This is a genomic window from Actinomycetes bacterium (genome assembly GCA_022599915.1).
Taxonomy (GTDB): Bacteria; Actinomycetota; Actinomycetes; order S36-B12.
In genome coordinates, this window is record JAHZLH010000008.1 from 64,772 (window position 1) to 71,269 (window position 6,498).

Annotated in this window: 6 protein-coding genes; all 6 read left to right on the forward strand. The window is 60.9% G+C overall.

Going from position 1 to position 6,498, the window contains the following annotated elements:
• Positions 1 to 3: 3 nt before the first annotated feature.
• Entirely contained in the window at positions 4 to 1,494 is a 1,491-nt protein-coding gene (locus tag K0U62_01815; protein MCH9800253.1) for an aminobutyraldehyde dehydrogenase, read from the forward strand.
• A gap of 50 nt (positions 1,495 to 1,544) precedes the next feature.
• Positions 1,545 to 2,732: a spermidine/putrescine ABC transporter substrate-binding protein gene (locus K0U62_01820; GenBank protein ID MCH9800254.1), complete on the forward strand. Its 1,188-nt coding sequence runs from the start codon at positions 1,545 to 1,547 to the stop codon at positions 2,730 to 2,732.
• Between the two features lie 4 nt (positions 2,733 to 2,736).
• Positions 2,737 to 3,906 (forward strand): ABC transporter ATP-binding protein, encoded by a 1,170-nt coding sequence (locus K0U62_01825; protein ID MCH9800255.1) that lies wholly within the window; start codon positions 2,737 to 2,739, stop codon positions 3,904 to 3,906.
• 3 nt (positions 3,907 to 3,909) lie between these two features.
• Positions 3,910 to 4,830, forward strand: a complete 921-nt coding sequence (locus tag K0U62_01830) for an ABC transporter permease (protein MCH9800256.1) — start codon at positions 3,910 to 3,912, stop codon at positions 4,828 to 4,830.
• Entirely contained in the window at positions 4,827 to 5,669 is an 843-nt protein-coding gene (locus K0U62_01835) for an ABC transporter permease (protein MCH9800257.1), read from the forward strand. Before K0U62_01830 ends, K0U62_01835 begins: the two co-directional genes overlap by 4 nt.
• A gap of 1 nt (position 5,670) precedes the next feature.
• On the forward strand, positions 5,671 to 6,498 hold an 828-nt coding region (locus tag K0U62_01840), incomplete at its 3' end, for an FAD-binding oxidoreductase (GenBank protein MCH9800258.1).

A 6,498-nucleotide genomic window follows, 5' to 3' on the forward strand; every position in this document is an offset into this window, starting at 1 on the left:
GCCATGGTTGCTGCGCAATGGATTAACGGTGCTGCCACTACTGGCAGCACCGGCGAGAAGTTAGATGTTGTGAACCCGGCGACGGGGGCAGTCGTGGCTGAGGTGGATCTGGCTGGGCCACAAGATGTCGCCACGGCCGTGGCCGCGGCGCGCTCCGCGTTCAGCGAGTGGTCACAGGTGCCGCCTGCTACCCGCGCGGAGGCGCTGTTTGAGTTATCGCAGCGGATGAAAGCTCGCGAGGAAGAATACGCGCGTATCGAATCAGAACAATCTGGCAAACCGATCCGGCTCGCTACCGAGTTTGACGTGCCCGGTTCCATCGACAACGCCGCCTACTTCGCCGGCATCTCCCGCGCTCTTTCCGGCAGCGCCGCAGCCGAGTGGGACGGCGAGCACACCTCCACAATCCGCCGCGAACCCATTGGCGTAGTCGGTTCCATCGCGCCCTGGAACTATCCGCTGCAGATGGCGATGTGGAAGATGCTGCCCGCGATCGCGGCCGGTAACACCATCGTATTGAAGCCCAGCGAACTCACCCCGCTCACCACGTTGATGCTCGCTGAAGACGCTACCGCCGCCGGATTTCCTGATGGGGTGTTCAACGTCGTTACCGGTACCGGACCGGTCGCCGGTGAAGCGTTGGTGGGTCATGACGATGTGGCGATGGTGTCGTTTACCGGCTCCACCCGAGTCGGACACCGGGTTGCCGAAATTGCCACTGCTGGATTGAAACGGCTACACCTCGAACTTGGCGGCAAGGCACCGTTCGTGGTGTTCGACGACGCCGACATCGCCGCCGCCGCCCATGGCGCGGTTGCGGCCAGTCTGATCAATACCGGTCAGGACTGCACCGCCGCTACTCGGGCGTATGTGCATCGGTCTCGGTTCGATGAGTTCGTGGCCACCACTGCCGAGTTAATGTCCGCCGTGCGGTTGGGTGACACCTCCTCGCCCGACACTGATCTCGGTCCGCTGATCTCCCCGGCCCAGCAGCAGAAGGTTGCGGCCATGGTGGATCGGGCCGTGGCCGCGGGAGCCACCGCGGTCTGCGGTGGCAGCGTCCCCGGCGGTGACTTGTCGGCTGGCTGCTACTACTCCCCCACCTTGCTTACTGGCGCAGCGCAAGACTCCGAGATCGTGCAGGAAGAGGTATTCGGTCCGGTGCTGGTCGCGCTGCCGTTCGACAGTGACGACGAAGCGTTGGCGTTGGCCAACGACACCCGCTACGGATTGGCCGCCTCCGCCTGGACCACCGACGTCGTCCGGGCGCATCGCGCGTCTCGCGAGATCGAAGCCGGATGCGTATGGATCAACGACCACATTCCTATCGTTTCTGAAATGCCGCACGGCGGCTACAAGCAATCTGGCTACGGCAAGGACATGAGTACCTACTCGTTTGAGGAGTACACCCAGATCAAGCACGTATCGATGGACATCACCGGCCTTGCACAGAAAGAGTGGCACCGCACTATCTTCGCCAATCCGACCCCATAAACCGCTAGCGTGACGAATAGCGACCGCCGCCCAAATAAGGAGGAGTAGCCATGACCGAAAAAATGGATCCCCGTACCGAGTTTCTGAAGAACGCGATGTCCCGTCGCGGCTTCCTCTCCGCCATGGGCGCGACTGGCGCCGCAGCGGCGCTCGCCGCCTGTGGCACCAGCTCGGAAGACAGTGCCTCAGAAGCCTCCGGCCCCACCGAGCAAACCTCCGGTGAGAACGTCGTGTGGGCTAACTGGACCGCCTACCTGGATCGCAAAAAGGGCACCTACCCCACGTTGGAGGCCTTCCAAAAGGAGTCCGGCTACACCGTCGATTACAAGGAAGATATTGACGACAACGCCACCTTCAACGGCAAAGTCGAGCCACAGTTGCAGAACAACCAATACACCGGCTACGACATGGTGACCCTGACCGACTGGCTGGCAGCGGAGTGGATCCGCAAGGGCTACGTCGCCCAGATCGATGATTCGCTGGTGCCGAACAAGAAGAACATTCTGCCCGCCCTGCTGGACGTTTCGTTCGATCCGGGTCGGCAGTACTCACTCACCTGGCAGTCCGGTTTCGCCGGTCTGGTTTGGAACAAAGAGCGGGTGCCGGACGGACTGAAGACGGTGGACGATCTGTGGCAGGAAGCCCTCAAAGGCAAGGTCGTGGTGCTGTCCGAGATGCGCGACACCATGGGCATCATCTTGCTGAGTCAGGGCGTAGACATTAGTCAGGGCGTGGACGATGCTCAGTTCCAGAAGGGCTTGGACGAACTGAAAAAGCAGATCGACAGTGGCCAGATCAAGCAGGTCAAGGGCAACAGTTATCTCAATGACCTCAAGAACGAGCAGGCCTGGGCGGCGATTGCCTGGAGCGGTGACATCTTCCAGATCAACGCGGAAGAGGGCGACAAGTGGGAGTTCGTGCTGCCGGAGTCCGGTGGCACCTTGTGGTCGGACAATCTGCTGGTGCCCACTACGTCGGAGAACATGGTCGGCGCCGAGGCGATCATGGACTACTACTTTGATCCTAAGGTCGCTGCCGAGGTTGCCGCTTGGGTGAACTTCATTTGCCCGGTACAAGGTGCGCAGGAGGAGATGGAAAAGATCGATAAGGACTTGGCCAACAGTCCCTGGATCTTCCCCACCGACGAAATCCTCAGCGACGCCTTCGTGTTCGCTCCGTTAACCCCCGAACAAGACGTGAAATACAGCGACGAGTTCGGCCGCGTGATTTCGGGCTAACTAGATGGCAAAAACCGATGTGACCCAGGCCGAGGGCGACCTATACCTGGAACGGCTCACCAAGCAGTTCGGCGACTTCGTTGCAGTACGGGATCTTTCGCTGACCGTGCCGCAGGGCTCGTTCTTCGCGCTACTGGGACCATCCGGGTGCGGCAAAACCACCACCTTGCGCATGGTCGCCGGATTGGAAGAACCCACCGCTGGCACTATCCGCATCGGTGACACCGAAATCACTCACGAAAAGCCGTACCGACGACCGGTGAACACGGTGTTCCAGAACTACGCACTGTTCCCGCACATGACCATCTACGAGAACGTCGCGTTTGGCCTGAAACGCCGCGGCATCAAAGATGCCAAGACGCCAGCGGATGAAGTGCTGGAGTTAATTCAGTTGTCACAGGTGGCCCATCGCAAACCCGCGCAGTTGTCCGGTGGGCAACAACAGCGGGTTGCGCTGGCGCGCGCCATCGTGAACCGGCCGGCAGTGCTGTTGCTGGACGAGCCGCTCGGTGCGCTGGACTTGAAACTGCGTCGGCAGATGCAGTTGGAGTTGAAGCGGATTCAGACCGAAGTCGGCCTGACTTTCATTCACGTTACCCACGATCAAGAGGAAGCCATGACCATGGCCGACTCAGTGGCGGTCATGAACAACGGCATCATCGAGCAACTCGGACCGCCGACTGAGTTGTATGAATCGCCACAGACCGCCTTTGTGGCGAACTTCCTCGGCCAGTCGAATCTCTTCCCCGCCCGAGTCACTGAAACCGACGGCGACGAACTGGTGTTGCAGGATGACACCGGTAGCTACCGGATGCCCAAGGACCGGGTCGCTGCTGGCATCAGCACCAACAACGGTGACCAGGTGATCGTCGGGGTTCGTCCGGAGAAAATCACTATCGAGGCTCTCGACGAGAACACCCCTGCGCCACCCGGGAGTAACCACCTCGACGGGGTGGTGGAGAACGTCAGTTTCCTAGGGGTCAGTACCCAATACCAAGTGCGCACCGCTGCCGGAGAAACTATCGACGTCTTCGCGCAAAACCGCGACGTCCACAGTTTGCTGCCGGCCGCAGCCAAGGCCCGACTGACCTGGCAACCGGTGCACGGGTTCGTGCTAGACGGCGAGCAGGACATTCACGCCGGGGAGGGCCTAGCGACCGGAGTCGCGGGATAGCCAATGGCAATCGCACAGGCTATCGGCGACACGATTGAGGATCAGCGCACTCCCCCGCCGGACCCGAAGAAGCGCGGCAGGTGGACTCCCTACTTGCTGCTGCTGCCAGGCATGTTGTGGCTGGCGATCTTTTTTGCGCTGCCACTGCTCTTCCTGTTTTCCACCAGCCTGCAGACCCCGGTGGCTGGCGGTGAGGTGGGTGAGTTCGAACAGACCTTCAACTGGGCGAACTACATCGACACCCTCAAAGATGAGTACTACTACGTACCGCTGTTCCGGTCGTTCATGTACTCCGGCATCGCCACCGTTCTGGCACTGCTGATCGGCTACCCGCTGGCGTACATGATCGCGTTCAAAGCCGGCCGATGGCGCAACCTGCTGCTGGTAATGGTGATCGCACCGTTCTTTGTGTCCTTCCTGCTGCGCACCATCGCGTGGCGGCAAATCCTTGCTGATGAGGGTGTGGTCGTCGGTGTGCTGCGCAACTTCGGTTTGGTGGGCGAAACCGCTGGCATTTATCCGTCGGCGCTAGCGGTGATTACTGGCCTGACCTACAACTTCCTACCGTTTATGACGCTGCCGATCTACGCCAGTTTGGAGCGGGTGGACCCGCGGCTGATGGAGGCGGGTAAAGACCTTTACGCCAAACCATTCACCGGTTTCCGCAAAATCACCTGGCCACTGTCGCTGCCTGGTGTGGTGGCGGGCACGTTGCTGACGTTCATCCCGGCCTCGGGTGACTACGTCAACGCCGAACTGCTGGGCACCGGGAAAAACTCGATGATCGGTAACCGAATCCAATACGAGTTCTTCAACGTGCGTGACTATCCAACGATGGCCGTGTTGTCCTTCGTGCTGATGGCAACGATCCTGGTAATTGTGCTGGTTTACGTCAAACGAGTGGGTTCGGAGGACTTGGTATGACCGCGCCTGTCACCGACCTGCCCCCCGCCAGCAAACCGCCGGCCAGAGTCCGGTTCCGCAACTGGATCGGTAACAACGCACTGCGGATCTACGCGGTGCTGGCGTTCTTCTATCTGCTGCTGCCGGTGATGTACACGTTCGTGTTCTCCTTCAACGACTCCGGCAAGTCCAACCTCACCTGGATCGGTTTCACCTGGGACAACTGGACGAACCCGTGTGGTGCCCCGGAGGTTTGCCCGGCGGTGATTAACTCAATCACCGTGGGTCTGACGGTCACGGTGGTGGCCACCATCTTGGGCACGTTGATCGCGTTCGCGTTGGTGCGGCACCGCTTCCGGGGTCGCACCTCGACCAACCTGCTGATCTTCCTGCCGATGGCCACCCCCGAGGTCGTGCTCGGCTCGTCACTGCTGACGTTGTTCCTCAACATGGTGATTCCGCTCGGGTTCTGGACCGTGGTGTTGGCGCACATCATGTTCTGCATCAGCTTCGTGGTGGTCACCGTTAAGGCGCGACTGGCCTCGATGGACCCGAACATCGAGCAGGCTGCCATGGACCTGTACGCCTCCGAATGGCAGGCGTTCCGCCGGATCACGCTGCCGTTGGTGGCCCCCGGTATCGCTGCAGCCGCACTGTTGGCGTTCTCGCTGTCCTTCGATGACTTCATCATCACGAACTTCAACTCCGGGCAGTTCACCACCTTCCCGAAGTTCATCTACGTGGCCGACAAGCGCGGCATCCCCGCGCAGGCGTATGTCATCGCCTCAGCCATGTTCTTCATTGCACTGGCCATCGTGCTGATCGGTCAGTTCGCTAGTCGGCGCCGCAAGGAGGGATAACATGCCGTTCGCCCAATACCCGGGCGACCGGGCTCGGGCCGCCATCAAGGACGCGCAGCCGCGCCCATTGTGGTTGGACTCCCCCGATCGCCCCGCTTCCCGCGAATCGCTGACCGGACATCACAGTGCTGGCCTGGTCGTCGTCGGTGCTGGTCTGTCCGGGTTGTGGACCGCGTTGCGCGCTAAGCAGCGCCACCCGAACACTGACGTGGTGCTGATCGAAGGCGACCGGATCGGCAACGCCGCCTCCGGGCGCAACGGTGGCTTCGTGGCATCATCGATCACTCACGGCTACCCGAACGGGATCGACCGCTGGCCGGAGGAGTTTTCTGAACTGCACCGACTCGGTGTGGCCAACCTCGAAGGCATCGAGAAAACCATCGCCGACTTCGGTATCGACTGTGGCTACCGCCGCACCGGGGAACTCGACGTCGCCACCGAGGAATACCAGGTCGTTGAGTTAGCCGAATACGCCGAACAAGCTCAAGCCAACGGCGTGGACGTGGAGTTGTTTGACGCCGAAACTACTCGCGGGCTAGTTAACTCCCCCACTTACCTTGCTAGTGTGCTCGATCCGTATGTCGGCATCGTCGACCCAGCCCGACTGTGTTGGGGGTTGGCTGACGCCGCAGCGTCGCTCGGGGTGCGGATCTATGAGCACAGCGCCGTGACCAGTATCAAACGACAGCAGGGACGGGTGCAGGTCAGCACCTTGTCTGGCAGCGTCAACGCCGACAAAGTCGCGCTGACTACCGCCGCCCACACGCCGTTGCTGAAACGGATTTCGCAGTTCGTGGTGCCGGTGTTCGACCATGTCGTCGCCACTGCC

What these genes read in the sequence shown, in the direction of transcription:
- K0U62_01815 (MCH9800253.1), top strand. Translation starts at nt 4, where the DNA reads ATGGTTGCTGCGCAATGGATTAACGGTGCTGCCACTACTGGCAGCACC.
- K0U62_01820 (MCH9800254.1), top strand. Translation starts at nt 1,545, where the DNA reads ATGACCGAAAAAATGGATCCCCGTACCGAGTTTCTGAAGAACGCGATG.
- K0U62_01825 (MCH9800255.1), top strand. Translation starts at nt 2,737, where the DNA reads ATGGCAAAAACCGATGTGACCCAGGCCGAGGGCGACCTATACCTGGAA.
- K0U62_01830 (MCH9800256.1), top strand. Translation starts at nt 3,910, where the DNA reads ATGGCAATCGCACAGGCTATCGGCGACACGATTGAGGATCAGCGCACT.
- K0U62_01835 (MCH9800257.1), top strand. Translation starts at nt 4,827, where the DNA reads ATGACCGCGCCTGTCACCGACCTGCCCCCCGCCAGCAAACCGCCGGCC.